This window comes from Pseudomonas sp. N040, assembly GCF_015637705.1.
In the GTDB taxonomy this organism is placed as follows: Bacteria; Pseudomonadota; Gammaproteobacteria; order Pseudomonadales; family Pseudomonadaceae; genus Aquipseudomonas.
The window spans coordinates 509186-535089 of sequence record NZ_JADOBE010000002.1 but is presented as its reverse complement, the minus strand read 5'-3'; the positions used below and the strand labels follow the sequence as shown (position 1 = coordinate 535089).

The 25904-nt window shown below is 62.7% G+C and carries 23 protein-coding genes; 21 read left to right on the top strand and 2 right to left on the bottom strand.

Annotation, left to right across the window (positions count from 1 at the left end):
* Positions 1–71 precede the first annotated feature (71 nt).
* The 18 genes from mtnA to astE all read left to right on the top strand — a co-directional run bounded on the left by mtnA (position 72) and on the right by astE (position 21821).
* Positions 72–1148: an S-methyl-5-thioribose-1-phosphate isomerase gene (gene mtnA, locus ISX93_RS05365; RefSeq protein ID WP_195777669.1), complete on the top strand. Its 1077-nt coding sequence runs from the start codon at positions 72–74 to the stop codon at positions 1146–1148.
* A 242-nt stretch (positions 1149–1390) separates the two neighbouring features.
* On the top strand, positions 1391–4186 hold the full coding sequence (gyrA, locus tag ISX93_RS05360; protein ID WP_195777668.1) for a DNA gyrase subunit A: 2796 nt from the start codon (positions 1391–1393) through the stop codon (positions 4184–4186).
* A 102-nt stretch (positions 4187–4288) separates the two neighbouring features.
* A complete protein-coding gene (serC, locus tag ISX93_RS05355; protein WP_195777667.1) occupies positions 4289–5374 on the top strand; it encodes a 3-phosphoserine/phosphohydroxythreonine transaminase in 1086 nt (361 codons plus the stop codon).
* Positions 5374–6471 carry a prephenate dehydratase gene (gene pheA, locus ISX93_RS05350; RefSeq protein ID WP_195777666.1) on the top strand — a complete coding sequence of 366 codons (1098 nt, stop codon included), beginning with the start codon at positions 5374–5376 and terminating at the stop codon, positions 6469–6471. Before serC ends, pheA begins: the two co-directional genes overlap by 1 nt.
* 128 nt (positions 6472–6599) lie before the next feature.
* Positions 6600–7220, top strand: a complete 621-nt coding sequence (locus ISX93_RS05345; RefSeq protein ID WP_195777665.1) for a YitT family protein — start codon at positions 6600–6602, stop codon at positions 7218–7220.
* A 97-nt stretch (positions 7221–7317) separates the two neighbouring features.
* Positions 7318–8430 carry a histidinol-phosphate transaminase gene (hisC, locus tag ISX93_RS05340; RefSeq protein WP_195777664.1) on the top strand — a complete coding sequence of 371 codons (1113 nt, stop codon included), beginning with the start codon at positions 7318–7320 and terminating at the stop codon, positions 8428–8430.
* A 4-nt stretch (positions 8431–8434) separates the two neighbouring features.
* Entirely contained in the window at positions 8435–10663 is a 2229-nt protein-coding gene (locus tag ISX93_RS05335; RefSeq protein WP_195777711.1) for a bifunctional prephenate dehydrogenase/3-phosphoshikimate 1-carboxyvinyltransferase, read from the top strand.
* A complete protein-coding gene (gene cmk, locus ISX93_RS05330; RefSeq protein ID WP_195777663.1) occupies positions 10660–11337 on the top strand; it encodes a (d)CMP kinase in 678 nt (225 codons plus the stop codon). Before ISX93_RS05335 ends, cmk begins: the two co-directional genes overlap by 4 nt.
* A gap of 121 nt (positions 11338–11458) precedes the next feature.
* Positions 11459–13138: a 30S ribosomal protein S1 gene (gene rpsA / locus ISX93_RS05325; protein ID WP_195777662.1), complete on the top strand. Its 1680-nt coding sequence runs from the start codon at positions 11459–11461 to the stop codon at positions 13136–13138.
* 208 nt (positions 13139–13346) lie between these two features.
* A complete protein-coding gene (gene ihfB, locus ISX93_RS05320; protein WP_195777661.1) occupies positions 13347–13628 on the top strand; it encodes an integration host factor subunit beta in 282 nt (93 codons plus the stop codon).
* Positions 13629–13719: 91 nt separating this feature from the next.
* A complete protein-coding gene (locus ISX93_RS05315) occupies positions 13720–14019 on the top strand; it encodes a lipopolysaccharide assembly protein LapA domain-containing protein (RefSeq protein WP_195777660.1) in 300 nt (99 codons plus the stop codon).
* Between the two features lie 238 nt (positions 14020–14257).
* Positions 14258–15478 (top strand): aspartate aminotransferase family protein, encoded by a 1221-nt coding sequence (locus ISX93_RS05310; protein ID WP_195777659.1) that lies wholly within the window; start codon positions 14258–14260, stop codon positions 15476–15478.
* A 114-nt stretch (positions 15479–15592) separates the two neighbouring features.
* On the top strand, positions 15593–16609 hold the full coding sequence (gene aruF, locus ISX93_RS05305) for an arginine/ornithine succinyltransferase subunit alpha (RefSeq protein ID WP_195777658.1): 1017 nt from the start codon (positions 15593–15595) through the stop codon (positions 16607–16609).
* A 23-nt stretch (positions 16610–16632) separates the two neighbouring features.
* Positions 16633–17655 (top strand): arginine N-succinyltransferase, encoded by a 1023-nt coding sequence (gene astA / locus ISX93_RS05300; RefSeq protein WP_195777657.1) that lies wholly within the window; start codon positions 16633–16635, stop codon positions 17653–17655.
* Complete coding sequence (gene astD, locus ISX93_RS05295) at positions 17652–19118, top strand: succinylglutamate-semialdehyde dehydrogenase (RefSeq protein WP_195777710.1); 1467 nt, start codon at positions 17652–17654, stop codon at positions 19116–19118. Before astA ends, astD begins: the two co-directional genes overlap by 4 nt.
* Positions 19119–19129: 11 nt before the next feature.
* Positions 19130–20476: an N-succinylarginine dihydrolase gene (astB, locus tag ISX93_RS05290; RefSeq protein WP_195777709.1), complete on the top strand. Its 1347-nt coding sequence runs from the start codon at positions 19130–19132 to the stop codon at positions 20474–20476.
* 55 nt (positions 20477–20531) lie between these two features.
* A complete protein-coding gene (locus ISX93_RS05285; protein WP_195777656.1) occupies positions 20532–20813 on the top strand; it encodes a topoisomerase II in 282 nt (93 codons plus the stop codon).
* A gap of 9 nt (positions 20814–20822) precedes the next feature.
* On the top strand, positions 20823–21821 hold the full coding sequence (gene astE, locus ISX93_RS05280) for a succinylglutamate desuccinylase (RefSeq protein ID WP_195777655.1): 999 nt from the start codon (positions 20823–20825) through the stop codon (positions 21819–21821).
* Positions 21822–21915: 94 nt separating this feature from the next.
* On the opposite strand, the gene fabB is transcribed toward astE, so the two are convergent.
* Together fabB and fabA are read right to left on the bottom strand one after the other, a co-directional pair.
* Positions 21916–23133, bottom strand: a complete 1218-nt coding sequence (fabB, locus tag ISX93_RS05275) for a beta-ketoacyl-ACP synthase I (RefSeq protein ID WP_195777654.1) — start codon at positions 23131–23133, stop codon at positions 21916–21918.
* 11 nt (positions 23134–23144) lie between these two features.
* Positions 23145–23660 (bottom strand): 3-hydroxyacyl-[acyl-carrier-protein] dehydratase FabA, encoded by a 516-nt coding sequence (gene fabA / locus ISX93_RS05270; protein ID WP_195777653.1) that lies wholly within the window; start codon positions 23658–23660, stop codon positions 23145–23147.
* A 349-nt stretch (positions 23661–24009) separates the two neighbouring features.
* On the opposite strand from fabA, the gene ISX93_RS05265 reads away from it, so the two are divergent.
* Genes ISX93_RS05265 through sixA form a run of 3 tightly spaced genes read left to right on the top strand, consistent with a single transcriptional unit; the run spans position 24010 to position 25831 of the window.
* Complete coding sequence (locus tag ISX93_RS05265) at positions 24010–25032, top strand: NAD(P)H-dependent glycerol-3-phosphate dehydrogenase (protein ID WP_195777652.1); 1023 nt, start codon at positions 24010–24012, stop codon at positions 25030–25032.
* A 26-nt stretch (positions 25033–25058) separates the two neighbouring features.
* A complete protein-coding gene (locus tag ISX93_RS05260; RefSeq protein ID WP_195777651.1) occupies positions 25059–25376 on the top strand; it encodes a DUF4389 domain-containing protein in 318 nt (105 codons plus the stop codon).
* Entirely contained in the window at positions 25373–25831 is a 459-nt protein-coding gene (gene sixA / locus ISX93_RS05255; protein ID WP_195777650.1) for a phosphohistidine phosphatase SixA, read from the top strand. Before ISX93_RS05260 ends, sixA begins: the two co-directional genes overlap by 4 nt.
* Positions 25832–25904: the final 73 nt, after the last annotated feature.

The following is a 25904-nucleotide window of genomic DNA, read 5'->3' as shown; positions in this document are numbered from 1 at the left end:
TACCCGAGCGGTTGCTGCCGAGGCTCGCTATAATCCGCGACCTTTTGTACCTGGACGAAACGGACAGAGTCATGCGTGAGCGGTTGCTGGCAGCAGAGAAAATCACCGCCATCGAGTGGCGCGAGGGTGCCCTGTACCTGCTGGATCAGCGGCAGTTGCCGCAGGCCCGGGTGTGGGTGCGTTGCGACTCGGCGCTGGCGGTTGCCGCGGCCATCGCGCAGATGCTGGTGCGCGGGGCGCCAGCGATCGGCATCAGCGCCGCCTATGGCTTTGTCCTTGCGGCGCGCGCGCGGTTTGCCGCGGGCGGCGACTGGCAGCGCGGCTTGCTGGAGGATCTGCAGCAGCTGGCGGCGGCGCGGCCGACCGCGGTGAATCTGGCCTGGGCGCTGAACCGCATGCATGAGCGCTTGCAGCGCCTGCGCCCGGCCGATGATGTGCTGGCCCTGCTCGAGGCCGAGGCGATTGCCATCCATCTGAGTGACCGCGAGGCCAACCTGACCATGGCTCAGTTCGGCATGGAGCTGATTCGCCGGCATCAGGGCAGTGCGCAGAACTTCCTGACCCACTGCAACGCCGGAGCGCTGGCGACCGGTGGCTTCGGCACGGCGCTCGGGGTGCTGCGGGCCGCGCACCTCGATGGCTTGGTGGAGCGGGTGTATGTCGATGAGACCCGGCCCTGGCTGCAGGGCTCGCGTCTGACGGCCTGGGAACTGGCCGAAGAGGGCATTCCGGTGACCCTGAATGCCGATTCGGCGGCCGCGCACCTGATGAAGGTGCGCGGTATCAGCTGGGTGATCGTCGGCGCCGACCGGATTGCCGCCAACGGCGATGTGATCAACAAGATCGGCACCTACCAGCTGGCGGTGAATGCCATGCACCACGGGGTGCGCTTCATGGTGGTGGCGCCCAGTTCGACCATCGACATGGGCAGCGAAGCCGGCGAGGACACGCCGCTGGAAGAGCGTGCCGCGGCTGAATTGCTGGACATTGGCGGGCAGCGGGTGGCCGCGCAGGTCGAGGTGTTCAATCCGGTTTTCGATGTCACGCCGGCGGACCTGATTGACGCGATCGTCACCGAAAAAGGCGTGGTTGAACGGCCGGATGCGGAAAAAATGGCGCAATTGATGAGTCGCCGCCGCCTGCATTGAGCCCGGCCTGCGCTTCAGCGGCTGTTTTGCCCTTCCGGCGCGGCGCGGGGATAGGTTCGAGGCGACGCTTGTGGTAAGCTCCGGCGGTTTTTGCGAGGGCTCCAACGCGTGTCCTCGACGGCGCTGAATGCTGGTTTAACTCTTTGATTTTTAATGAGTCGCTGTCTTCGTAAGGCGGCGACAGGCGTCACTCTCGCGACTTCGCGGGCGGCGTCCAACCAGAATAAGGAAGCAGGCTTCTCATGGGCGAACTGGCCAAAGAAATCATCCCGGTCAACATCGAAGACGAGATGAAGCAGTCCTACCTCGATTACGCGATGAGCGTGATCGTCGGGCGGGCACTGCCGGATGCGCGGGATGGCTTGAAGCCGGTGCATCGTCGCGTGCTGTTCGCCATGAGCGAGCTGGGTAACGACTGGAACAAGGCCTACAAGAAGTCGGCCCGTGTGGTCGGTGACGTCATCGGTAAGTATCACCCGCACGGTGATACCGCGGTGTACGACACCATCGTGCGCATGGCCCAGCCGTTCTCGCTGCGCTACATGCTGGTCGATGGCCAGGGCAACTTCGGTTCGGTGGACGGCGACAACGCGGCCGCCATGCGTTACACCGAAGTGCGCATGGCCAAGCTGGCCCACGAGTTGCTGGCCGACCTGGACAAGGAAACCGTCGACTGGGTGCCCAACTACGACGGCACCGAGATGATCCCGGCGGTCATGCCGACCAAGATCCCCAACCTGCTGGTCAACGGTTCCAGCGGTATCGCCGTGGGCATGGCGACCAACATTCCGCCGCACAACCTTACCGAGGTGATCAACGGCTGCCTGGCCCTGATCGAGAACCCGGAGCTCACGGTCGATGAGCTGATGGTGCACATCCCGGGTCCGGATTTCCCTACCGCGGGCATCATCAACGGCCGTGCGGGCATCATCGAGGCCTATCGCACCGGCCGCGGGCGCATTTACATGCGCGCTCGCGCCACCGTCGAAGACATGGACAAGGGCGGCAGCCGCCAGCAGATCATCATCACCGAGCTGCCCTATCAGCTGAACAAGGCTCGCCTGATCGAGAAGATCGCCGAGCTGGTCAAAGAGAAGAAGATTGAGGGCATCACCGAGCTGCGCGACGAGTCCGACAAGGATGGCATGCGCGTGGTGATCGAGCTGCGCCGTGGCGAGTCGGGTGAGGTGGTGCTGAACAACCTGTATGCGCAGACGCAGATGCAGGGTGTGTTCGGCATCAACGTGGTGGCGCTGGTTGACGGCCAGCCGCGCATTCTCAACCTCAAGGACATGCTTGAGGTCTTTATCCGCCACCGCCGCGAGGTAGTGACCCGGCGTACCGTGTTCGAACTGCGCAAGGCGCGCGAGCGCGGGCATATTCTCGAAGGCCAGGCGGTTGCGCTGTCCAACATCGATCCAGTGATTGCGCTGATCAAGGCCTCGCCAACCCCGGCCGATGCCAAGGAACGCCTGATTGCCACGGCCTGGGAATCCACTGCGGTGGAAACCATGGTCGAGCGCGCCGGCGCCGACGTCTGCCGCCCGGATGACCTTGACCCGCAATACGGTCTGCGCGAGGGCAAGTACTTCCTCTCACCGGAGCAGGCCCAGGCCATCCTCGATCTGCGCCTGCATCGCCTGACCGGGCTGGAGCACGAGAAGCTGCTGGCCGAGTACCAGGAAATCCTCACCCAGATCGGCGAGCTGCTGCGCATCCTCACCAGCGCCACGCGCCTGATGGAAGTGATTCGCGAGGAACTGGAAAAAGTGCGTGCCGATTTTGGCGACGCCCGGCGTACCGAGATCGTTGCTTCGCAGATCGACCTGCGCCACGAGGACATGATTACCCGCGAAGACCGCGTGGTGACCATCTCCCACGGTGGTTATGCCAAGTCGCAGCCGTTGACCGAGTACCAGGCCCAGCGCCGTGGCGGCAAGGGCAAGTCGGCGACCGGGGTGAAGGACGAGGACTACATCGAACACCTGCTGGTTGCCAACAGCCATACCACGCTGCTGCTGTTCTCCAGCAAGGGCAAGGTCTACTGGCTGCGCACCTTCGAGATCCCGGAAGCTTCGCGCGCCGCCCGTGGCCGGCCGCTGGTCAATCTGCTGCCGCTGGACGAGGGTGAGCAGATCACCGCGATGCTGCCGGTAGATCTGCAGGCCTTGCGCCAGCAGGCACCGGAAGGTGACGAGGGCGACGATATCATCGAAGGCGTGCTGGTCGAGCAGGACGACGTCGAAGACGTGGCTGAAGACGAAGAGGGCGACGAGGCTGAAGGCGCGGAAGGCCAGGATGAGCCAACCGGGGCCTACATCTTCATGGCGACCGCCAACGGCACCGTGAAGAAGACCCCGCTGATCCAGTTCAGCAAGCCGCGCAGTGCCGGTTTGATCGCGCTGCGCCTGGACGAGGGCGACACCCTGATCGCCGCGGCAGTGACCGACGGCGCCCGGGAGGTGATGATGTTCTCCGATGGCGGCAAGGTCATTCGCTTCAAGGAAAGCAAGGTGCGCACCATGGGCCGTACGGCGCGCGGCGTACGCGGCATGCGTTTGCCGGAAGGGCAGCACATCATTTCCATGCTGATTCCGGAAGACGGCGCGCAGATTCTTACCGCCTCGGCGCGTGGCTACGGCAAACGCACCGCCATGGCCGAGTTCCCGCGCCGCGGGCGTGGTGGCCAGGGCGTGATCGCCATGGTCAGCAACGAGCGCAACGGCAAGCTGGTGGGCGCGGTGCAGGTACTGGATGGCGAGGAGATCATGCTGATTTCCGATCAGGGCACGCTGGTGCGTACCCGCGTCGATGAAGTGTCCTCGCTGTCGCGCAATACCCAGGGCGTGACCCTGATCAAGCTGGCCAGCGATGAAACGCTGGTTGGCCTGGAGCGTGTGCAGGAGCCGTCCGGGATTGAAGACGAGTTGCTTGAGGGCGACGAGCTAGAACTTGCCGGCGATGACGTGGCGCAAGAGCAGGCCGATGACGCGGCAGAGCCCGCTGCCGATGACGCCGGGGCTGAAAGCGACGAGTAAAAGCTGCAGGGCGGTTCCGGCGCGCTGCGCTTGATCCGCCAGTACAAGTCAGATCGGCCAATGACCCTGCCGGGTGTTGGCCCCATTACAGTGAGAGTCGACGTGAGCAAACGAGCCCATAACTTCTGCGCCGGCCCGGCCGCGCTTCCCGAAGCCGTTCTGTTGCGTGCCCAGGCGGAACTCCTCGACTGGCAGGGCAAAGGCCTGTCGGTGATGGAAATGAGCCACCGCAGCGACGACTATGTGGCGATCGCCGAGCAGGCCGAACAGGATCTGCGCGACCTGCTGGCCATCCCCAGCGACTACAAGGTGCTGTTCCTGCAGGGCGGTGCCAGCCAGCAATTCGCCGAGATCCCGCTGAACCTGTTGCCCGAAGACGGTGTAGCCGACTACATCGACACCGGTATCTGGTCGAAGAAGGCGCTGGAAGAGGCGCAGCGTTTCGGCAACGTGAACGTCGCCGCCAGCGCCAAGGCGCTCGATTACTTCGCGATTCCCGGGCAGAACGACTGGCACTTGTCGAAGGATGCGGCCTACCTGCACTACGCCAGCAACGAAACCATTGGCGGCCTGCAGTTCGACTGGATTCCCGAGGTCGGTGACGTTCCCCTGGTGGCGGATATGTCCTCGGACATCCTCTCGCGGCCGCTGGACGTGTCGAAGTTCGGCCTGATCTATGCCGGCGCGCAGAAGAACATCGGCCCCAGTGGCCTGGTGGTGGTGATCGTCCGTGAAGACCTGCTCGGTCGCGCGCGTTCGGTGTGCCCGACCATGCTCAATTACAAGATCGCCGCCGACAACGGCTCGATGTACAACACCCCGGCAACCTTCTCCTGGTACCTCTCGGGGCTGGTCTTCGCCTGGCTGAAGGAGCAGGGTGGAGTCGAGGCGATGGAGCGGATCAACCGCGCCAAGAAGGACCTGCTGTACCGGACCATCGATGCCAGCGAGTTCTACAGCAACCCGATTGCCCGCAATGCCCGTTCGTGGATGAACGTGCCGTTCCGCTTGGCCGACGAGAAGCTCGACAAGGCCTTCCTCGCCGGTGCCGACGCGCGCGGCCTGCTCAATCTCAAGGGCCATCGCTCGGTAGGCGGCATGCGCGCCTCGATCTACAACGCCGTCGGGATGGATGCGGTGGAAGCGCTGGTGGCCTACATGGCGGAGTTCGAGAAGGAGCACGCCTGATGTCCGAGGCCGATCAACTCAAGGCACTGCGGGTGCGGATCGACAATCTCGACGAGAAAATCCTCGAGCTGATCAGCGATCGCGCGCGCTGCGCCCAGGAAGTGGCGCGGGTCAAGATGCTCTCGCTGCCGGCGGGCGAGTCGCCGGTGTTCTATCGCCCGGAGCGCGAAGCCTGGGTGCTCAAGCACATCATGGAACTGAACAAGGGGCCGCTGGACAACGAGGAAGTGGCGCGTCTGTTCCGCGAAATCATGTCCTCCTGCCTGGCTCTCGAGCAGCCGCTCAAGGTGGCCTATCTGGGGCCGGAAGGGACCTTCTCGCAGGCGGCCGCACTCAAGCACTTCGGCCATGGGGTGATCAGCGTGCCGATGGCGGCGATCGATGAAGTGTTCCGCGAAGTGGCCGCCGGTGCGGTGAACTTTGGCGTGGTGCCGGTGGAGAACTCCACCGAAGGCGCGGTCAACCACACGCTGGACAGTTTCCTCGAGCACGACATGGTCATCTGTGGCGAAGTCGAGCTGCGCATCCACCACCACCTGCTGGTCGGCGATACCACCAAGACCGATCGCATTACCCGCATCTATTCGCATGCCCAGTCGCTGGCGCAGTGCCGCAAATGGCTGGATGCGCATTACCCGAATGTCGAGCGCGTGGCGGTGTCGAGCAACGCCGATGCGGCCAAGCGGGTGAAGAGCGAGTGGAGTTCGGCGGCGATTGCCGGCGATATGGCGGCGCAACTCTACGGCCTGACCAAGCTGGCGGAAAAGATCGAGGATCGGCCGGACAACTCCACGCGCTTCCTCATCATCGGCAGCCAGGAAGTGCCGCCGACCGGTGACGACAAGACCTCGATCATCGTGTCCATGCGCAACAAGCCCGGTGCCCTCCACGAGCTGCTGGTGCCGTTCCATGCCAGCGGCATCGACCTGACGCGCATCGAGACCCGGCCGTCGCGCAGTGGCAAGTGGACCTATGTGTTCTTCATCGATTTCGTCGGTCATCACCAGGATCCGCTGGTCAAGGGCGTACTGGAGAAGATCAATCAGGAAGCAGTGGCCTTGAAGGTGCTGGGCTCCTACCCGAAAGCCGTGCTTTGACCCGCCGGCGCTTGGCTGGGGGCCGCACAGGCGGCAGGATGGGCGGAGCATAGCGATACCCATCGGCCACTACCCGATGGGTATCGGCGTCTGGCACCTTGCCCCAGCCTGCCGTTTCAGAGAAATTCATGAGCCTCGATCAGCCATCCGCCCCCGAGCAGCACAGCCTGCTGGAAGACCTGCAGGCGCTGCTCAGCGCCACCTTGCTGATCGCGCTGGCGATCAATCTGTACAAGAGCGCGGGACTGCTGACCGGTGGCACTGCCGGGCTCGGTTTCCTGCTGGCGTATGCGACGCCCGTGTCGTTTGGCGCCGGGTATTTTCTGATCAACCTGCCGTTCTATATCCTGGCGTTCCAGCGCATGGGCTGGCCGTTTACCCTGCGCACCCTGTGCGCGGTGAGCCTGGTGTCGCTGCTGGTGGAGCTGAGCGGGCACTGGCTGCAGTTTTCCCTGCTGCAGCCAGCCTATGCGGCAGTGCTGGGCGGGATCCTCATGGGGGTGGGCATGCTCATGCTGTTTCGCCATCGTGCCAGCCTCGGCGGGGTCAACCTGCTGGTGCTGTACCTGCAGGATCGCTTTGGCTGGAGCGCCGGCAGAGTGCAGATGCTGATCGACTGCCTGATCCTGCTGGCGGCCTCGGCGGTCGTCGGGCTGCAGGCGCTTCTGCTCTCGGTGCTCGGCGCGGTGGTGCTCAATCTGGTGCTGGCGTTCAACCACAAGGCGGGCCGCTACACCGCAATCAGCTGAAATACGTCGTAAATTCGCCCAATGGGGTCGCTGGCCGGGCGTTCCTGCCTTAACATTGCCGACCTTGTGCAGGCTGCCCACCGTGACAGGAACTTTCATGAGCTGTGACTTTCTCGCCCTGGCCTTGCCGGGTGTGCAAAAACTCTCGCCGTATGTGCCGGGGAAACCGGTCGAAGAACTCGCCCGCGAGCTCGATCTCGATCCTGCCGGTATCGTCAAACTGGCCAGCAACGAAAATCCGCTGGGCCCGGGTGGCAAGGTGCTGGCGGCGATTCAGGCGGCCCTGCCCGAGCTGACCCGCTATCCGGACGGCAATGGTTTCGCCCTCAAGCAGGCACTGGCCAGTCGCTATGGCGTAACTGCCGCGCAGGTCACGCTGGGCAATGGTTCCAACGACATCCTTGATCTGGTCGCGCGCGCCTGGCTGGCGCCGGGCTTGAATGCGGTATTCAGCCAGTTCGCCTTTGCCGTGTATCCCATCGCCACCCAGGCCGCGGGCGCCGAAGGGCGCGCGGTGCCGGCACGAGACTACGGGCATGATCTGGATGCCATGCTGGCGGCGATCGATGCCAACACCCGGGTGGTGTTCCTGGCTAACCCGAACAACCCGACCGGCACCTGGTTTGCTGCCGCTGCCTTGGAGCGCTTCCTGGCGGCAGTGCCGGAGCAGGTCCTGGTGGTTCTCGACGAGGCCTATATCGAGTACGCCGAGGGCAGTGACCTGCCCGATGGCCTCGACTATCTGGCGCGCCATGCGAACCTGCTGGTGTCGCGGACCTTTTCCAAGGCCTATGGCCTGGCTGCGTTGCGGGTCGGCTATGCGCTGTCCTCGCCACAGGTCGCCGATGTGCTGAATCGCGTGCGCCAGCCATTCAATGTCAACAGCCTGGCGCTGACGGCTGCCTGCGCGGCCCTGCTGGACACCGATTACCTGGCCGCCAGCCGCCAACTGAACGATGCCGGCATGCTGCAGCTGGAGGCAGGCTTGCGGGCGCTGGGGCTGGGCTGGATTCCGAGCAAGGGCAATTTTATTGCGGTGGACTTTGCCCGGGATACCACGACGCTCAATCAGGCCCTGTTGCGCGAAGGGGTAATCGTGCGGCCGGTGGGCGGTTACGGCATGCCGAACTTCCTGCGCGTGTCGATCGGCACCGAGCGCGAGAACAGCCGTTTCCTCGAGGCATTGGCCAAGGTGCTTGAGCGTGGCTGAGTCGATGCTGCAGGCACCGGCCGGGCTCGGTCGCCTGGTCGTGATCGGCCTGGGCCTGATTGGCGGCTCCTTTGCCAAGGGCATGCGCGAAGCCGCGCTGTTCAGCGAAGTGGTTGGCGTTGATCTGGATCCCGAGTCGCGGCGCCTGGCCGTCGAGCTGGGCGTGGTCGACCGTTGCGAAACCGAGCTGGCCCAAGCCTGTCAGGGCGCCGCGCTGATCCAGCTGGCGGTACCGATCCTGGCCATGGAGAAACTGTTGGAGCAGCTGGCGCGGCTGGATCTGGGGCAGGCGGTGCTGACCGACGTGGGCAGCGCCAAGGGCAGCATCCTGCGTGCCGCCCAGCGCTTCCTGCCGCAGCAGTTGCCGCGCTTTGTGCCCGGACACCCGATTGCCGGATCGGAGCAGAGTGGGGTGGAGGCCGCCGATGCCGCACTGTTCCGCCGGCACAAGGTCATCCTGACGCCACATTCGCTGGTCGACCCTGCTGCGCTGGCACTGGTCGATCGGCTCTGGCGCGTGCTGGATGCCGATGTCGAGCACATGGATGTCGCCCATCACGACGAGGTGCTGGCGGCCACCAGCCACCTGCCGCATCTGCTGGCGTTCGGGCTGGTCGATTCGCTGGCCAAGCGCAGCGAGAACCTGGAAATTTTCCGCTATGCCGCCGGCGGCTTTCGCGACTTCACGCGGATTGCCGGCAGTGATCCGCTGATGTGGCACGACATCTGTCTGGCCAACCGCGAGGCGGTGCTCAGTGTGCTTGACGACTTTCGTGGCGATCTCGATGCCCTGCGCAACGCGGTTGACACACAGGACGGGCATCATCTGCTCGGCGTGTTTACCCGCGCGCGGGTGGCCCGTGAACATTTCAGTAAAATCCTGGCCCGCCGGGCCTATGTGGACGCTATGCACGACAACAACGATCTGATTTATCTGGCCCAGCCTGGCGGACGCCTCAGCGGACGCATTCGGGTACCGGGCGACAAGTCCATTTCCCATCGCTCGATCATGCTCGGCTCGCTGGCCGAAGGCACCACCGAGGTGGAAGGTTTCCTTGAGGGTGAGGATGCGCTGGCCACCCTGCAGGCCTTCCGCGACATGGGCGTGGTCATCGAAGGCCCGCAGCATGGCCGCGTGACCATTCACGGGGTTGGCCTGCATGGCCTGCAGCCGCCGCCAGGGCCGCTGTATCTGGGCAACTCCGGGACTTCCATGCGCCTGCTCTCGGGGCTGCTGGCAGCGCAGTCGTTTGACAGCACGCTGACCGGCGATGCTTCATTGTCCAAGCGGCCGATGAACCGGGTGGCCAGTCCGTTGCGCGAGATGGGTGCGGTGATCGAGACCGGCCCGGAAGGACGTCCGCCGCTGGTAATCCGTGGCGGCCAGCAGCTTTGCGGGATGAACTACGAAATGCCGATGGCCAGCGCGCAGGTCAAATCCTGCCTGTTGCTGGCGGGGCTTTATGCCTCCGGCCAGACTTCGGTAACCGAGCCGGCGCCGACGCGCGACCATACCGAGCGCATGCTGCGCGGCTTCGGCTACCCGGTGAGCGTGGCGGGTAACGTGGCGACGGTGGAGGCCGGGCACACGCTGACGGCAACCCATATCGAAGTGCCGGCGGATATTTCCTCGGCGGCCTTTTTTCTGGTCGCCGGCAGCATCGCCGAGGGTTCCGAGCTGGTGCTCGAGCATGTCGGCATCAACCCGACGCGTACCGGCGTGATCGACATCCTCAAGCTGATGGGCGCCGACCTGAGCCTGGAAAACCAGCGCGAAGTGGGCGGCGAACCGGTGGCGGATATTCGCGTGCGCAGCGCCCACCTGAAAGGTATCGATATCCCTGAAGCACTGGTGCCGCTGGCGATTGACGAGTTCCCGGTGCTGTTTGTCGCCGCCGCCTGCGCCGAGGGGCGTACCGTGCTGCGTGGTGCCGAGGAACTGCGGGTCAAGGAGTCCGACCGTATCCAGGTGATGGCCGACGGTCTGCAGGCACTTGGCGTGAAGGCCGAGCCTACCGCGGATGGCATCATCATCGATGGCGGTCCGATTGGTGGAGGCGAAATCAACAGCCATGGCGATCACCGCATCGCCATGTCCTTCAGTGTGGCGTCCTTGCGCGCCTCGGCGCCGATTCGCATCCATGACTGCGCCAATGTCGCCACCTCCTTCCCGAACTTCCTCGGCCTGGCCGAGCAGGTGGGCATGCGTGTCCGCGAAGAGGGCAAGGCATGAACGCCCGGGTGATTACCATCGATGGGCCGAGCGGATCCGGCAAGGGCACGGTAGCCGGCTTGCTGGCCCGGCGGCTGGGCTGGAAGCTGCTGGATTCGGGAGCGCTGTACCGCTTGCTGGCTTTTGCGGCGCGCAATCACGGTATCGATCTGGTCAATGAGGCGGCGCTGCAGACCCTTGCAGCGCATCTGGATGTGCAGTTCATTGCGCAGCCGGGCGGTCAGCGGATTATCCTCGAGGGCGAGGAGGTGACCGACCTGATCCGTACCGAGCAGGTCGGCGCCGGCGCCTCCCAGGTGGCCGCACTGCCCTGCGTGCGTGCCGCCCTGTTGCAGCGTCAGCGCGACTTTCTTGAAGCCCCCGGGCTGATCGCCGATGGCCGGGATATGGGCACCGTGGTGTTTCCGCAGGCACCGCTGAAAATCTTCCTCACGGCCGGGGCGGAAGAGCGTGCCCGCCGGCGTTTCCTTCAGTTGAAAGGCAAGGGCGAAGATGTTAATCTCGCGAGTCTGCTTGATGAGATTCGGGCGCGCGATGCGCGCGATACCCAGCGTGCAGTTGCTCCGCTAAAGCCAGCGGACGATGCGCTAGTGCTGGATTCGACCGAACTTTCCATCGAGCAGGTGCTGGAACGCATCCTGAGTGAAGTCGCCAGTCGCGATATTGCCGGATGACACAAGGAGGCGTGCGGGAACACCAGTCATAGTCCCGCAGGCCTCTTTTTATATAAACGAACCCACGTTGTCTGGAATGTGGTTTGGGCAGATTCCCTGCCCTTGATCAACAGGAATCAACATGAGCGAAAGCTTTGCAGAACTTTTTGAAGAAAGCCTGAAGTCCCTTGACATGCAGCCGGGCGCAATCATCACCGGCATCATTGTCGACATCGACGGTGACTGGGTTACCGTGCATGCTGGACTGAAATCCGAAGGCGTTATCCCGCTTGAGCAGTTCTATAACGACGCTGGCGAACTGACCATCAAGGTCGGTGACGAAGTCCACGTTGCCATGGACGCGGTTGATGATGGCTTTGGTGAAACCAAGCTGTCCCGTGAAAAAGCCAAGCGCGCCGAGTGCTGGATCGTTCTGGAAGCTGCTTTCAATGCTGGAGAAGTGGTCAAGGGTGTTATCAATGGCAAGGTCAAGGGTGGTTTCACCGTTGACGTGAACGGCATTCGTGCGTTCCTGCCTGGTTCCCTGGTTGATGTCCGTCCGGTGCGTGATACCACCCACCTGGAAGGCAAAGAGCTCGAATTCAAGGTCATCAAGCTGGACCAGAAGCGCAACAACGTTGTGGTTTCGCGTCGCAGCGTCCTGGAAGCGGAAAACAGTGCCGAGCGCGATGCTCTGCTGGAATCCCTGCAGGAAGGCCAGCAAGTCAAGGGTATTGTCAAGAACCTCACCGACTACGGTGCGTTTGTTGACTTGGGCGGCGTGGATGGCCTGCTGCACATCACCGACATGGCCTGGAAGCGTATCAAGCATCCTTCCGAGATCGTCAACGTCGGCGACGAAATCGATGTCAAGGTTCTGAAGTACGATCGCGAACGCAATCGTGTTTCCCTCGGCCTCAAGCAGCTGGGCGAAGATCCATGGGTCGCTATCAAGGCGCGTTACCCGGAAGGTACTCGTGTTACCGCCAAGGTCACCAACCTCACCGACTACGGCTGCTTTGCCGAGCTGGAAGAGGGTGTTGAAGGCCTGGTACACGTTTCCGAAATGGATTGGACCAACAAGAACATTCACCCGTCCAAAGTGGTTCAGGTTGGCGACGAAGTGGACGTTCAGGTTCTCGACATCGACGAAGAGCGCCGCCGTATTTCCCTTGGTATCAAGCAGTGCAAATCCAACCCATGGGAAGATTTCTCCAGCCGCTTCAACAAGGGCGACAAGATCTCCGGCACCATCAAGTCGATCACCGATTTCGGTATCTTCATTGGTCTGGAAGGCGGAATCGATGGTCTGGTTCACCTGTCCGATATTTCCTGGCATGAAGTTGGCGAAGAAGCCGTGCGCCGCTTCAAGAAAGGCGACGAGCTGGAAACCGTCATTCTCTCCGTAGATCCGGAGCGCGAGCGCATCTCCCTCGGTATCAAGCAGATGGAAGACGATCCGTTCTCCAACTACGTTGCCGTTAACGACAAGGGCGCCATCGTGCGCGGTGTCGTCAAGGAAGTTGACGCCAAGGGTGCGGTAATCACTCTGGCCGATGGCATCGAAGCCGTACTGAAAGCTTCTGAAATCAGCCGTGACCGCGTTGAAGATGCGCGCAACGTGCTGAAAGAAGGCGAAGAAATCGAAGCCAAGATCATCAGCGTCGATCGCAAGAGCCGCGTCATCAGCCTCTCCGTCAAGTCGAAGGACGTCGATGAAGAGAAAGATGCAATGAAGGAACTGCGCAAGCAGGATGTCGAAAGCACCAGTCCGACCACCATTGGTGATCTGATCCGTGCCCAGATGAACAGCCAGAACTGAGTTCAGCTGCTGCACTGGAAAGAGGCGACTTCGGTCGCCTCTTTTTTTGCCTGAAATTCAGTGACCCCCTGATGCTCGAATAACCCGGTTAAAGTACAGTTTGTGGTCATATCTCCTTGATTTAATTGCGGTTGGACTGTTCAAAGCGATTTTTGCGTGCTAAAAACAGTTAAACATGATCTAGCCGCTTGAAAAAGAAGGAAAAACAATGACCAAGTCGGAGTTGATCGAGCGCATCGTGGAGGGGCAGGGACAGCTTTCATCCAAGGATGTCGAGCTGGCGATCAAGACCATGCTCGAGCAGATGTCCCAGGCCCTGTCGACCGGCGAGCGCATCGAGATACGTGGTTTCGGCAGCTTTTCCCTGCATTTTCGCGCCCCCCGTGTCGGCCGCAATCCAAAGACCGGCGAATCGGTTCGCCTGGAAGGCAAATATGTGCCGCACTTCAAGCCGGGCAAAGAGTTGCGCGATCGCGTAAACGACGATTAACCGGCTGTATTCAACACAGTATTGGCAATTCAGGTTGTTTTCAACGGACTGCCAAGCCTGCGCCGGTTGCCCCGCAGGAAAGGATCCCATCATGCTTTGGCTCAAGCGTGCGTTGCTTTTGCTCACACTACTGCTGGTTGCTGTCGCCAGTGTCATCTTCGTTCTGGAGAATCAGGCTGCGGTGCAGTTGAGCTTTGCCGGTAACCAGTCGCCGCAATGGCCTGTGGCGGCCTATATCACCTGCGCCTTCATCAGCGGCGGCTTGCTGGGGTTGCTGGCAGGGCAGGTCTTGCGCTGGCGGCTGCGGCTGAAAATGCTGCGAACCTCCGCGCAATTGAAGCGCTCGCAGCAACAGTTGGGCGCGTCCGGCGATGGACCAGCCGCCAGTTAGGCCGGCTGTTTCGTCTCTTCGGCAAATTCCCTCAAGTCATCCTGCACGCCCCGGTGCTGCGCTGAGCGGCGTCGATCCGTTTAAACTGTGCGTGCACGATCATTTCTGTCGCATCTGCATAAGCGCCAGCCAAGGAGGGGGTGGCGCTATAAGAAGTTGTCGCATGGTGACAATGCCGACTCTCCGGCAATCCCTACAATCATTCCATCACTAGCCCTATACAGGCAGGAGAAGCCCGATGTCCGTTCAGCACGATCCGGTCCAGCGCGCCGATTTCGATCAGTTCATGGTGCCCAACTATGCACCCGCCGCTTTTGTTCCAGTCCGCGGCCAAGGCTCGAGGGTGTGGGACCAGAGTGGTCGTGAACTGATCGACTTTGCCGGCGGCATTGCCGTCAATGTCCTCGGGCATTGTCATCCTGCGCTGGTGGCCGCGCTGACCGAGCAGGCCAACTGCATGTGGCACATTTCCAATGTGTTCACCAATGAGCCGGCGTTGCGCCTGGCCAGGAAGCTGGTGGATGCGACCTTTGCCGAGCGCGTGTTCTTCTGCAACTCCGGGGCGGAGGCCAATGAGGCGGCGTTCAAGCTGGCGCGGCGGGTGGCGCATGACAGGTTCGGCCCCGACAAGTGCGAAATCATCGCGGCGGTGAACAGCTTTCACGGCCGCACCCTGTTCACCGTGAGCGTCGGTGGCCAGCCGAAGTACTCCGATGGCTTCGGACCGAAGATCCAGGGCATCACCCATGTGCCGTTCAACGATCTGGCGGCGCTGAAGGCGGCGATTTCCGACAAGACCTGTGCCGTGGTGCTGGAACCGGTGCAGGGTGAAGGCGGCGTGCTGCCGGCCGAGCAGGCTTATCTGGAAGGTGCACGCAAGCTGTGTGACGAGCACCATGCGCTGCTGATCTTTGACGAGGTGCAGTGCGGCATGGGCCGCACCGGCGAGCTGTTCGCCTACATGCACTACGGTGTGACGCCGGACATCCTCTCCAGTGCCAAGAGCCTGGGCGGTGGCTTTCCGATTGGCGCCATGCTGACGACCGCCGAACTGGCCAAGCACCTGGCAGTCGGCACGCACGGGACTACCTACGGTGGCAATCCGCTGGCATGTGCCGTCGGCGAGGCCGTGCTCGACACCATCAATACCCCCGCGGTGCTGGCCGGGGTCAAGCGCAAGCATGAGCAGTTTGCCAGTCGCCTGCGCGCCATAGGCGCGAAGTACGGCCTGTTCAGCGAAGTGCGCGGGCTTGGCCTGTTGATCGGAGCTGTCCTCAGTGATGCCTGGAAGGGCAAGGCCAAGACTGTGCTCGACGCCGCTGCCGCCGAAGGCGTGCTGGTGCTGCAGGCCAGCCCGGATGTGGTGCGCTTTGCGCCCAGCCTGGTGGTCGATGAGGTTGATATCAACGAAGGCCTGGATCGATTCGAGCGTGCGGTGGCGCATCTGACCCAGGCTTGACGGTTGCACCCTAGCCAGTGCGGCCTGCGTCAGGGCTTCATGTGCGAGCCGGTTTAGCCGGTTTTCTCCGGCGCCCTGCGTGGTGCCGGAGTTTTTATCAGAAGGAGTGACAGCATGCTGGTGATGCGCCCTGCGCAATTATCCGATCTGGCCGAAGTGCAGCGGCTGGCAGCGAACAGCCCGATTGGTGTCACTTCCCTGCCCGAAGATGCCGAGAGCCTGCGCGACAAGATCGCCGCGTCCGAAGCGTCCTTCTCGGCAGAAGTCAGTTTCAACGGGGAAGAAAGCTATTTCTTCGTTCTCGAGGATAGCGCCACCGGCAAGCTGGCCGGTTGTTCGGGTATTGTTGCCTCGGCCGGTTATTCCGAACCCTTCTACAGTTTTCGGAATGAGACCTTCGTGCATGCCTCGCGCTCGCTGGGCATCCACAACAAGATCCATGTGCTGTCGCTGTGTCACGACCTGACCGGCAACAGCCTGCTGACCAGCTTCCATATCGAGCAGAACCTGAAGGGCGGCGACAGTGCCGAACTGACCTCGCGGGCACGCCTGCTGTTCATGGCCAGTCATCCCGAGCGCTTTGCCGATGCGGTGGTGGTGGAGATTGTCGGCTACAGCGACGAGCACAGCGAATCACCGTTCTGGGATGCGGTGGGGCGCAATTTCTTCGACATGAGTTATGCCGAGGCAGAGCGCATCTCCGGGTTGAAAAGCCGCACCTTCCTCGCCGAACTGATGCCGCATTATCCGATCTACGTGCCGTTGCTGCCGGATTCCGCCCAGGAGGTCATGGGTCAGGTGCACCCGAGTGTGCAGGTGACCTTCGACATCCTGATGCGCGAAGGCTTCGAAACCGACCACTACATCGACATCTTCGATGGCGGTCCCAGCCTGCATGCACGAACCTCCGGGATTCGCTCGATTGCGCAAAGCCGCGTGGCACCCATCCGCATTGCCGAAGGTGGCAAGGGCGGTCGACCCTACATGATCAGCAATGGCCAGCTGCAGGATTTTCGTGCCCTGGTCGCCGAGCTGGACTGGGTACCGGGCAAGCCGGTCAGCCTGACGGCGGAAGTCGCCGAAGTGCTCGGTGTCGGTGAGGGCGCCAGCGTGCGCCTGGTTGCGGTTTAAGCGCCTACTCAAAGGGAAACGTCATGATTGTTCGCCCCGTTCGCAGTACCGACCAGCAGGCCCTGTTCGATCTCGCCAGCAGCACCGGCGCGGGCCTGACCACCTTGCCCGCCAACCATGAGCGGCTGGCCCATCGGGTCAGCTGGGCGGAAAAGACCTTCCGTGGCGAGGCCGAGCCGGCCGATGCCGACTACCTGTTCGTGATGGAAAATGATGACGGCAAGGTGATTGGCATTTCCGCGGTAGCCGGGGCCGTCGGCAAACGCGAGCCCTGGTACAACTTTCGTGTCGGCCTGACCGTGAGTGCCTCGCAGGAGCTGAACATCCATCGCGAGATCCCCACGCTGTTTCTGGCCAATGACCTCACCGGGAACTCCGAGCTGTGTTCGCTGTTCCTGCATGCCGATCACCGCACCGGACTGAATGGTCGACTGCTGTCCAAGGCGCGCTTCCTGTTCATTGCCGAATTCCGCCAGCTGTTCGGTGACAAGGTGATCGCCGAGATGCGCGGCATGTCCGATGCCGCTGGCCGCTCGCCGTTCTGGGACAGTCTCGGACGACATTTTTTCAAGATGGAGTTCAGTCAGGCGGATTACCTCACCGGGGTCGGCAACAAGTCGTTCATTGCCGAGCTGATGCCCAAGTTTCCGCTGTATACCTGCTTTCTCACCGAAGAAGCGCGCGCCACCATCGGCCGCGTGCATCCCAATACCGAGCCGGCGCTGGCCATGCTCAAGGCCGAAGGCTTCAGCTACCAGGGCTATGTCGACATCTTCGATGCCGGCCCGGCAATCGAGGCGCAAACCAATCGTATCCGGGCCATCGAGGACAGCCAGACCCTGATTCTGGCGATCGGCACGCCCGGTGACGACGCCACGCCCTATCTGATTCACAACCGCAAGCGCGAAGACTGCCGGATCACCGCCGGCAGCGGGCGAATCGCCAGCGGCACCCTGGTGGTGGACGCGCTGACCGCCAGGCGCCTGCAGCTGCAGGCCGGCGCACAGGTGCGTGCGGTTCCATTGTCCGCGAGGAAGGCCATCTGATGAGTACCCATTACATTGCCGGCCAGTGGCTGGAAGGCCAGGGCGAAGCCCTGCAGTCGCTCAATCCGTTTAGCCAGGCCGTGATCTGGAGCGGTCGGGCCGCGACTGCCGTGCAGGTCGAGAGTGCCGTGCAGGCTGCCCGCGCAGCGTTTCCGGGCTGGGCGCGGCAGTCATTGGCGCAGCGCGTCAGTGTGCTGGAAAAGTTTGCCGCCACGCTCAAGGCGCATGCCGACGAGCTGGCCCGGCTGATCGGTGAAGAGACGGGCAAGCCGCTCTGGGAGTCGGCCACCGAAGTCACCAGCATGGTCAACAAGGTGGCCATTTCGATCCAGAGTTACCACGAGCGAACCGGCGAGAAGTCCGGCCCGCTGGCGGACGCCACGGCCGTGCTGCGGCACAAGCCGCACGGCGTGGTGGCGGTGTTCGGCCCCTATAACTTCCCCGGTCACCTGCCCAATGGGCATATTGTCCCGGCGTTGCTGGCCGGTAACTGCGTACTGTTCAAGCCCAGCGAACTGACGCCCAAGGTCGCCGAATTCACCGTCCGCTGCTGGATCGAGGCGGGGCTGCCGGAAGGCGTGCTCAACCTGCTGCAGGGCGCCCGCGAAACCGGCGTGGCCCTGGCCGGCAATCCGGGCATCGATGGCCTGTTCTTCACCGGCTCCAGCGGTACCGGCAATCTGCTCCACCAGCAGTTTGCCGGGCGTCCGGACAAGATCCTGGCGCTGGAAATGGGTGGCAACAACCCACTGCTGGTCGAGCCGGTCGCGGATCTCGAGGCGGCGGTTTACACCATCATCCAGTCGGCCTTCATCTCCGCCGGGCAGCGTTGCACCTGTGCGCGGCGCCTGCTGGTGCCGCAAGGTGCCTGGGGCGATGCGCTGCTGGCGCGGCTGGTGGCCGTTGCGGCAACGCTCAAGGTCGGCGCCTACGATGCGCAGCCGGCACCGTTCATGGGCACTCTGATCTCGTTGCCCGCAGCCCGGCACCTGCTCCAGGCCCAGCAGGAGTTGCAGGCCGGCGGCGCCCGGATCCTGCTGGCAATGACCCAGCCCATCGACACTGCAGCCCTGCTGACGCCGGGCATCATCGATGTGACAGACGTCAGCGCGCGGCGCGACGAAGAGTTCTTCGGCCCGCTGTTGCAGGTCATCCGCTACAGCGATTTTGCCGCGGGCATGGCCGAGGCCAACAACACCCGCTTCGGCCTGGCCGCCGGCCTGCTGTCGGACTCGCCTGAGCGCTACCAGCAGTTCCTGCTGGAAAGCCGCGCCGGTATTGTCAACTGGAACAAGCAGTTGACCGGCGCCGCCAGCAGCGCCCCGTTCGGCGGCATCGGGGCTTCCGGCAATCACCGCGCCAGCGCCTACTACGCGGCGGATTACTGCTCGTATCCTGTCGCCTCGCTGGAATCTGAGCGTCTTAGCCTGCCTGCAACCCTTACTCCGGGAGTCAGCCTGTGAATGCGTATGAAGTGCCCGCTTTTGAGATGAATTTCGACGGGCTGGTCGGCCCGACCCACAACTACGGTGGCCTGTCCTACGGCAACGTGGCCTCGCAGAGCAACAGCCAGGCCTGCTCCAATCCGCGTGAGGCTGCCTTGCAGGGCCTGGCCAAGATGAAGGCGCTGATGGAGATGGGTTTCAAGCAGGGTGTGCTGGCCCCGCAGGAGCGCCCGGACGTCGCCGCCTTGCGCAGCCTGGGCTTTGCCGGCAGTGATGCCGAGGTGATCAGTCGTGCCGCGCGCGAGGCCATGCCGTTGCTGGCCGCCTGCATGTCGGCCTCAAGCATGTGGACGGCCAACTCCTGCACGGTCAGCCCGAGCGCGGACACTGCCGACGGTCGTGTGCACTTCACCGCGGCCAACCTGAACTGCAAGTTCCACCGCAGCATCGAACATCCCACCACCAGCCGCGTACTCGCGGCCATGTTTGCCGACCCGCAACATTTCGCCCACCACGCGGCGTTGCCGGCGGTCAGCCAGTTCGGCGACGAGGGCGCCGCCAACCACACGCGCTTCTGCAAGAGTTACGGCGAGCCGGGCGTGGAGTTCTTCGTTTTTGGCCGCAGCGCCTTCGACAGCCGCTTCCCGGCGCCGCAACGCTACCCGGCGCGGCAGACGCTGGAGGCCAGCCAGGCGGTGGCCCGCCTGCACGGCCTGAGCGAGGAGGGCGTGGTGTATGCCCAGCAGACCCCGGCGGTGATCGACCAGGGCGTGTTCCACAACGACGTGATCGCGGTGGGCAACGGCGAGGTGCTGTTCTATCACCAGGACGCCTTTCTCCACACCGAACCGATGCTCGTCGAGCTGCAGGAAAAGCTGGCCCGCCGCGGCGGCAATTTCCAGGCGATCTGCGTTCCGCGCGAGGCGGTCGCGGTGGAGGATGCGGTCAAGTCCTACCTGTTCAACAGCCAGTTGCTCAGCCGTACCGATGGCAGCATGCTGCTCATCGTGCCCGAAGAGTGTCGCAGCAACGCGCGGGTCTGGACCTACCTGCAGCAGCTCACCAGCGGCAGCGGGCCGATTCGCGAGATCAAGGTGTTCGATCTCAAGCAGAGCATGCAGAACGGTGGCGGCCCGGCATGCCTGCGCCTGCGCGTGGCGCTCAAGGAGCACGAACTGGCGGCGGTCAATCCCGGCGTGATCATGACCCCTGCGCTCTACGACACGCTGACGGCCTGGGTACACAAGCACTACCGTGACCGCTTGAACGACAGCGATCTGGCTGACCCGCAATTGCTCGTCGAGTGCAGAACGGCATTGGATGAATTGACCCGGATCCTTAAACTAGGCGCGGTTTATCCCTTTCAACTGACCTGATGCACTGTCTCGAGCCTGCTTGCCGGGGCCGTGCCTGTAGCCTGGAGTTCACGCAATGAGCGATGCCCTGCAACTGATTCTGGAAGACAGCGACGGCACCCAGCTGGAGACCTCCTGCAGCCGTTTCGCAGTGGTCTGGCAGGGCAAGGAAGTGTGGATCCAGCAGGCTGGTAACGGCCAGTTGCTGATTGGCGTGGATGTCGAGGACGACGACACCGAGTACGCCAACCTCCTGCTGCGGCCAATGGCGACCAACCTGGTCAGCCTGCAACTGGAAATGGAGCCCATCGACGCGGATGACGAGGGGCACGTACACGGTCCGGACTGCAAACACTGAGGATGCTTGATGCTTGCTCTTGGCAAACTGCTTGAACTGACCCTGGCCGGTCGCGAGCCAACCGAGAAAATCCAGCTGACTCCGGCCGGTACCCGCCTGCACTGGCTGACCGAGGGTGTGCTCGAAGTCATGCCGGCAGCGGCGGCTGACAACAAACTCGATCTTTTGCTGTCGGCCGGCCTGCATGGCAATGAAACCGCGCCGATCGAGCTGCTCGACAGTTTGCTGCAGGCCATCGCCAGCGGCGCCTTGCTGCCGCGTGCGCGCGTGCTCTTCATGCTGGGCAACCCGCAGGCCATGCGTCGTGGCGAGCGTTACGTGGATCAGGACATCAATCGCCTGTTCAGTGGCCGGCATGAACAAAGCAGCGGCTTCGAAGCGCTGCGCGCCAATGAGCTGGAAATTCTGGCGACCAGTTTTTTCAGCAAGCCTGAGCGCACGCGTCTGCACTACGATCTGCACACGGCGATTCGTGGCTCGAAGATCGAGCAGTTCGCCCTCTATCCGTTCAGTCCTGGCCGCGAGCATTCGCGCCGCGAACTGGCGCGCCTGCGACAGGCCGGGATCGAGGCGGTGCTGTTGCAGAACAAGGTCGGCATTACCTTCAGTTCCTTCACCTACGATCAACTGGGTGCCGAGGCCTTCACCCTCGAGTTGGGCAAGGCGCGGCCGTTTGGCGAGAATCATGAAGTCGATCTGGACAAGCTCGAGGGCTGTCTGCGCGACCTGATCGAGGGTGTTTCCAGCATCCCGGATGAGGCGCAACTGGATGGCTTGCAGCTGTTCCGCGTGGCACGCGAAATCATCAAGCACAGCGGCGAGTTCAGGCTGCATTTGCCCGACGGAGTGGAAAACTTCAGCGAACTGCCAGTGGGGTATCTGCTGGCAGAGGACATTGCCGGTTCGCGCTGGATCGTCGAAGAGCAGGGCGCACGGATCATCTTCCCCAATCCGAAGGTTAAGAATGGCCTGCGCGCGGGGATTCTGGTGGTCCCCGCCAGTTTGTAAAGCGGGTGGCGCTGGCGAGTGCCGGAGCTTTCCGGCCGACCCGGAATGAATAACGGCGCCCAGGGGCGCCGTTATTCATTCCACGCTCAAGCCATCAGCCTTTCCAGCGCTTCAGGACCAGGGTGGCGTTGGTGCCGCCAAAGCCGAAGCTGTTCGACATCACCGTGTCGAGGGTTACATTCTCGCGGGTTTCGCGAAGAATCGGCAGGTCGGCGACTTCCGGATCCAGTGTTTCGATATTTGCCGAGCCGGTGACAAAGTTGCCTTCCATCATCAGCATGCAATAGATCGCTTCGTGTGCGCCGGCAGCGCCCAGAGAGTGTCCGGAGAGGCTCTTGGTCGAGCTGATCATCGGCGCCTTGTCGCCAAACACTTCACGCACAGCCCGTGCTTCGGCGGCATCGCCAACCGGGGTGGATGTGCCGTGGGTGTTCAGGTAGTCGATCGGTGTGGTGACGGTTGCCAACGCTTGCTGCATGCAGCGAATCGCGCCTTCACCACTCGGGGCCACCATGTCGTAGCCATCGGAAGTTGCGCCGTAGCCGACAATTTCTGCGTAGATCTTGGCGCCGCGCTTGAGTGCGTGTTCCAGTTCCTCGACCACCACCATGCCACCGCCACCGGCAATCACGAAGCCATCGCGATTGGCATCGTAAGCGCGGGAGGCTTTTTCTGGCGTGTCGTTGTACTGGGTGGAAAGTGCGCCCATGGCGTCGAACAGGAAGCTCTGGCTCCAGTGCTCCTCCTCGCCACCGCCGGCAAACACCACGTCCTGCTTGCCCATCTGGATCTGTTCCATCGCATGCCCGATACAGTGCGCGCTGGTGGCACAGGCCGAGGAGATGGAGTAGTTGACGCCCTTGATCTTGAACGGGGTCGCCAGGCAGGCCGAGACGGTGCTGCTCATGGTGCGCGGTACGCGGTACGGTCCGACCCGCTTGACGCCCTTTTCGCGCAGGATGTCAAACGACTCCAGCTGATTGATCGTCGAGGCGCCACCGGATCCGGCGACCAGCCCGACGCGCGGATCGGAGATTTCCTCGAGGGACAGACCAGCATCGGTGATTGCCTGCTGCATGGCCAGATAGGCATAAGCCGCCGCATTGCCCATGAAGCGATAGACCTTGCGATCAATCAGCTCTTCGAGGTTGAGATCGACCGAGCCGGACACCTGGCTGCGCAGCCCCATCTCGGCGTAGGACGGATTGAAGCGGATGCCTGGGCGACAGGCGCGCAAGCTTGCAGAGACGCTTTCCTTGTCATTGCCAAGGCAGGAAACAATGCCGATACCGGTAATCACGACGCGACGCATAGTGAGGTCCTTCAGAAGCTGTCAGTAGAGGTGAAAAGGCCGACTCGCAGGCCTTCGGCGCTGTAGATTTCACGGCCATCGACACTCACGGTGCCATCGGCGATGCCGAGAATCAGCGAACGGTTGATGGTGCGCTTGATGTGGATGTTATAGGTGATCTTCTTGGCGGTTGGCAGGATCTGGCCGAAGAATTTAACTTCACCCGAACCCAGTGCGCGGCCTTTTCCAGGATTGCCCTGCCAGCCCAGGTAGAAGCCGACCAGCTGCCACATGGCATCGAGGCCGAGGCAGCCCGGCATGACCGGGTCGCCGATGAAATGGCAGCCAAAAAACCACAGATCGGGATTGATATCGAGTTCCGCGACGATTTCGCCCTTGCCAAACTTGCCGCCCGTATCGCTGATATGGGCAATCCGGTCGATCATCAGCATGTTGGGTGCTGGAAGCTGTGCATTGCCAGGGCCAAAAAGCTCGCCGCGACTGCAGCGAAGGAGGTCTTCCCGGTTGTAGGCGTTTTGTCTGCTCATTCGTACTCCTCTGCACCCCTCGGAGGAGGGCTGCGGTATTGAATCTGGCCAGCTTGTGCCGGGCAGTTAGGCGGCTTCTGCTGCCAACCTGTGCTTGGACAGAGGCTGCGCCCCGCGAGTCACAGTCAATCAATGGTGCTTGTCTACGCAGTTGCCCTGGCTACTTTAGCACTCATCGGCGAGCATTTGCCCTGTGCCGGCGCGGCTGACCGGGCAAAATTTGTTTCAGGCCAGCTGGCCTGCAGCCGGTTGCCAGGCAAGGCAAATGCGGCAGGCGAGTGCTGGTTCTCGCCTGCATCGTCCCTATAATGTGCTTACTCCAATGCGCTTAGAACACTTCGGATAAAACATGACAACAAGGCAACCCGTTGCGGTACTCGGTGGTGGAAGTTTCGGCAGCGCCATCGCCAATCTGCTGGCCGAGAATGGCCAGGTGGTCAGGCTGTGGATGCGCGATCCGCAACAGGCGGCGTCAATTCGGCAGAATCGGGAGAATCCGCGCTACCTCAAGGGCGTGAAGATCCACGAGCTGGTGGAACCGGTCTGCGACCTGGGGAAAACCATTGCCGAAAGCACGCTGATCTTCGTTGCCCTGCCGTCGACGGCCCTGCGCGCGGCCCTGCAGCCATTCGCCAGCCAGCTCGCGGGCAAGTTGCTGGTCAGTACCACCAAGGGTATCGAGGCCAACACCTTCAAGCTGATGAGCGAGATTCTGCGGGATATCGCACCGCAGGCGCGTATCGGGGTCATCTCCGGCCCCAACCTGGCACGCGAGATTGCCGAACATGCCCTGACCGCCACGGTGGTGGCCAGTGAGGACGAAGAGCTGTGCCGGGAAGTCCAGCGGGTGCTGCACGGCCGCACGTTCCGGGTCTACGCCAGTAGCGACCGGTTTGGCGTGGAACTGGGTGGCGCGCTGAAGAATGTCTACGCCATCATGGCCGGCATGGCCGCGGCACTGGGGATGGGCGAGAACACCCGCAGCATGCTGATCACCCGGGCATTGGCCGAGATGACCCGCTTTGCCGTCAAGCTGGGGGCCAATCCGATGACCTTTCTCGGCCTGTCCGGGGTGGGCGATCTGATCGTTACCTGCTCATCGCCGAAAAGCCGCAACTATCAGGTGGGTTATGCGCTAGGCGAAGGACTCAGTCTGGAAGAGGCGGTCAGCCGGTTGGGCGAGGTGGCCGAGGGGGTCAACACGATCAAGGTGCTCAAGGCGCGTGCCGAGCAGCTGGAGGTCTATATGCCACTGGTGGCCGGCCTGCATGCGATCCTGTTCGAGGGCAGGACGCTCGAGCAGGTGATCGGGGCGCTGATGCGCGGCGAACCGAAGACGGATGTCGACTTCATCTCCACCAGCGGGTTCTGATGCTTTTTTCACCGGAGTAGTTACCCATGCGTGATGTCAATGAACTGCTGGAGCGCGAGTCGCTGGTGCTGCGGATGGTCTGGATGCTGGCCTTCACGCTGGCCTGGCAGGTTGCCGAAATTCTGCTGGCCATGGTGGTGATTGGGCAGCTGTGCTGCCGCATTTTCCAGGGCGCGCCCAATCCCGCGCTGCTGGAGTTTGGTGACAGCCTGAGCCAGTACCTGGCGCAGATTGGCCGCTTCGGCTCCTTCAACAGCGAGGAAAAGCCCTGGCCGTTTGCCGATTGGCCGGCGCCGCAGCCACCCGCTGCGCCAGAGGCTGCGGCGCGGACGCCAGGGCCATGAAACTCTGGTTGCTGCGGCACGGCCAGGCCGAAGCACATGCCAGCAGTGATGCACAGCGCTGCTTGACCGCGCATGGCCGGCAGGAAGTCCTGCACAGTGCTGCCCGGCTGATTGGCCAGCCTTTGCAGGCCATCCTCTGCAGCCCGTACATCCGTGCACGGCAGACGGCCGAACTGGTGCACGAGGCGCTGGCGAACGCCCCGGCCGTGGAAATCGTGCCCTGGCTGACCCCGGACAGCAGTGTGCGCGAGGTGCTGGCGCAACTGGCGGCACGTCCCGAAAGCGATATCCTGCTGGTCAGTCACCAGCCGCTGGTTGGCGAGCTGGCTGGCAGGTTGGAGCATGGTCACCGCCAGCAACCGCTGCCGATGGTGACTGCCGGCCTTGCCGAACTGGAGGGGGAACTGCCTCTGGCGGGTGGCATGCGGCTGTGCGGGCAGTTCAGCCCACGGTAATTCTGCTATCCAGCCGCTGAATGTCGCCGCTGCCTTGCCTCGACCAATCGTCTGTGGAATAGTTGACCAAGCA

What these genes read in the sequence shown, in the direction of transcription:
- rpsA (WP_195777662.1), top strand. Translation starts at nt 11,459, where the DNA reads ATGAGCGAAAGCTTTGCAGAACTTTTTGAAGAAAGCCTGAAGTCCCTT.
- sixA (WP_195777650.1), top strand. Translation starts at nt 25,373, where the DNA reads ATGAAACTCTGGTTGCTGCGGCACGGCCAGGCCGAAGCACATGCCAGC.
- ISX93_RS05265 (WP_195777652.1), top strand. Translation starts at nt 24,010, where the DNA reads ATGACAACAAGGCAACCCGTTGCGGTACTCGGTGGTGGAAGTTTCGGC.
- fabB (WP_195777654.1), bottom strand. Translation starts at nt 23,133, where the DNA reads ATGCGTCGCGTCGTGATTACCGGTATCGGCATTGTTTCCTGCCTTGGC.
- ISX93_RS05315 (WP_195777660.1), top strand. Translation starts at nt 13,720, where the DNA reads ATGCTTTGGCTCAAGCGTGCGTTGCTTTTGCTCACACTACTGCTGGTT.
- astE (WP_195777655.1), top strand. Translation starts at nt 20,823, where the DNA reads ATGCTTGCTCTTGGCAAACTGCTTGAACTGACCCTGGCCGGTCGCGAG.
- aruF (WP_195777658.1), top strand. Translation starts at nt 15,593, where the DNA reads ATGCTGGTGATGCGCCCTGCGCAATTATCCGATCTGGCCGAAGTGCAG.
- mtnA (WP_195777669.1), top strand. Translation starts at nt 72, where the DNA reads ATGCGTGAGCGGTTGCTGGCAGCAGAGAAAATCACCGCCATCGAGTGG.
- ihfB (WP_195777661.1), top strand. Translation starts at nt 13,347, where the DNA reads ATGACCAAGTCGGAGTTGATCGAGCGCATCGTGGAGGGGCAGGGACAG.
- hisC (WP_195777664.1), top strand. Translation starts at nt 7,318, where the DNA reads ATGAGCTGTGACTTTCTCGCCCTGGCCTTGCCGGGTGTGCAAAAACTC.
- astA (WP_195777657.1), top strand. Translation starts at nt 16,633, where the DNA reads ATGATTGTTCGCCCCGTTCGCAGTACCGACCAGCAGGCCCTGTTCGAT.
- ISX93_RS05345 (WP_195777665.1), top strand. Translation starts at nt 6,600, where the DNA reads ATGAGCCTCGATCAGCCATCCGCCCCCGAGCAGCACAGCCTGCTGGAA.
- cmk (WP_195777663.1), top strand. Translation starts at nt 10,660, where the DNA reads ATGAACGCCCGGGTGATTACCATCGATGGGCCGAGCGGATCCGGCAAG.
- ISX93_RS05310 (WP_195777659.1), top strand. Translation starts at nt 14,258, where the DNA reads ATGTCCGTTCAGCACGATCCGGTCCAGCGCGCCGATTTCGATCAGTTC.
- pheA (WP_195777666.1), top strand. Translation starts at nt 5,374, where the DNA reads ATGTCCGAGGCCGATCAACTCAAGGCACTGCGGGTGCGGATCGACAAT.
- ISX93_RS05260 (WP_195777651.1), top strand. Translation starts at nt 25,059, where the DNA reads ATGCGTGATGTCAATGAACTGCTGGAGCGCGAGTCGCTGGTGCTGCGG.
- fabA (WP_195777653.1), bottom strand. Translation starts at nt 23,660, where the DNA reads ATGAGCAGACAAAACGCCTACAACCGGGAAGACCTCCTTCGCTGCAGT.
- ISX93_RS05285 (WP_195777656.1), top strand. Translation starts at nt 20,532, where the DNA reads ATGAGCGATGCCCTGCAACTGATTCTGGAAGACAGCGACGGCACCCAG.
- ISX93_RS05335 (WP_195777711.1), top strand. Translation starts at nt 8,435, where the DNA reads ATGCTGCAGGCACCGGCCGGGCTCGGTCGCCTGGTCGTGATCGGCCTG.
- gyrA (WP_195777668.1), top strand. Translation starts at nt 1,391, where the DNA reads ATGGGCGAACTGGCCAAAGAAATCATCCCGGTCAACATCGAAGACGAG.